This window comes from Shewanella sp. 10N.286.45.A1 (genome assembly GCF_041470405.1).
Classification (GTDB): Bacteria; Pseudomonadota; Gammaproteobacteria; order Enterobacterales; family Shewanellaceae; genus Shewanella.
Genome location: NZ_JBFRMK010000402.1, coordinates 1 through 1,622, shown reverse-complemented (window position 1 = coordinate 1,622; position 1,622 = coordinate 1). Strand labels below are relative to the sequence as shown.

At 41.2% G+C, this 1,622-nt stretch carries 1 protein-coding gene and 1 pseudogene; one reads left to right on the top strand and one right to left on the bottom strand.

The features are described from left to right. Nucleotides 1-39: 39 nt before the first annotated feature. Nucleotides 40-1,155 (bottom strand): annotated as a pseudogene (locus AB4238_RS21965) (ISAs1 family transposase). Between the two features lie 311 nt (nucleotides 1,156-1,466). Between AB4238_RS21965 and AB4238_RS21960 the strand changes: the two are divergent. After that, on the top strand, nucleotides 1,467-1,622 hold a 156-nt coding region (locus AB4238_RS21960), incomplete at its 3' end, for a transposase family protein (protein WP_372035713.1).

The following is a 1,622-nucleotide window of genomic DNA, read 5'->3' as shown; positions in this document are numbered from 1 at the left end:
TCGCAAATCGTGCCGACGCCAGGGCAACCGCATGAGTGTTTAGATTTTAACCTCACCAGCAAATCCTGCTATTAATACATTCTCTAAAAAAGATGTTTTCATCCAAGCACGTTTTCTTTTTGTTGGCATACTGACTTTCGTTTTTTCTTTTCTCAGCATATTAAGTGCTGTTTGACGTAGTATTCCCCAGTTTTCAGCGCCATTCTCTTTATAAATCTGACAGGCATCTTCTCTCATCGTTAGATCTAGCACCCAATGCAGACTATTCTCCACAGCCCAATGCTCACGAACAGCTTCAGCGAATTTATCTTCTGTTAATTCTGTTGAACAGATGTAGTAGCGGTACTCTAAGCTCGGCTCTTTCCTGCCGATAGCTCATCGCAATCCCAACCATTTTTAATGACGGCCATTCTGGAAATTCCTTCGCGAGTCCTTTCGCATTTAGGAGCTGACAAGCTCTAGCTTCAAATCTACTGCGGTTTTTTTCTATTTTTAAATTATCGGCTTTGGCGTTTCTAAAATCAGTAAACAGGTTTTGCACCGCTTCATGTAATGACGGTTGATTTCCTTTAACAGCCAACAAATAGTCAGCACCTTGTCCAGTAATCGTTTTAGCTACTTCTTTTTGGCAACCCATTGCATCAATAGAAACTATCGCGCCTTTTATCTCTAATAACTTCAGTAGTTCTGGGATTGCGGTGATTTCATTTGATTTCACATCGGTACTTAGCTGCCCCAGTACCATCTTGTTTTTGCTCGCAAAAGCGTTGACCATGTGAATGGTTGAAAGACGATCATTTCTATCGTATGAGCCTCTTAATGTTTTCCCGTCAATCGCTACAATATCCCCCTTGGATAAACGATTAACTGACTGCTCCACTCTACAAAGCACTGATTAAATTGCTCAGGTTTAATTCTGCTAATAACTCTCGCAATAGTGTCGTCAACGGGGACTCCCGTCTTTAAAAAACCATGCTTTTGAAACCAGTCTAAGTGACCCTCTGCATACTCTTTGATGTCTTTCCATCCTTCTGCACCGGCTATCACGGCACATAAGGTAATAAAAAATATATCAAAAATTGGATAGGTGACTTTAGCTGATTGACGCTTGTCATCGAGTAACTCGAAATGCTTTCTAAAAGAGGTTAGGTTCATTGAGGGCTTCCGCAAAAGGAAGTATATGATCACAAAGTGAGATTTGAGTCAAATTTCATTCTTGTAGGTCAAAAAACGTTCGTAATCTTACCCTGGTTGCTCACGTAGTATGGCTGAGGTAATAATTGGCAAAATGTTTATGCTTCGATATGGGATTTAGATATACGACTAAATGGTCTATTTTGTTCCATAAAAAATAAGACATTCCGGCCCAGGGCGAGATCGCGAACAAATTTCAGCCATTCAAATGGGCAAAGCTTTTCAATTTGGCGGCGTTGTGATCTTATACTCTCTTTTGCTGAGACCCTATCATGAGCCTTCTTTCCCTTACCAAGCACTTCGAAATTATTGAAGACCACCGACAGGCCACCAAAGTTACCTATCCCTTGTTCGATGTGCTGTTTTTAACAGTAGTGGCGGTCATCGGAGGCTGCGAGGGTTGGGAAGATATTGAAGACTTTGGCCAT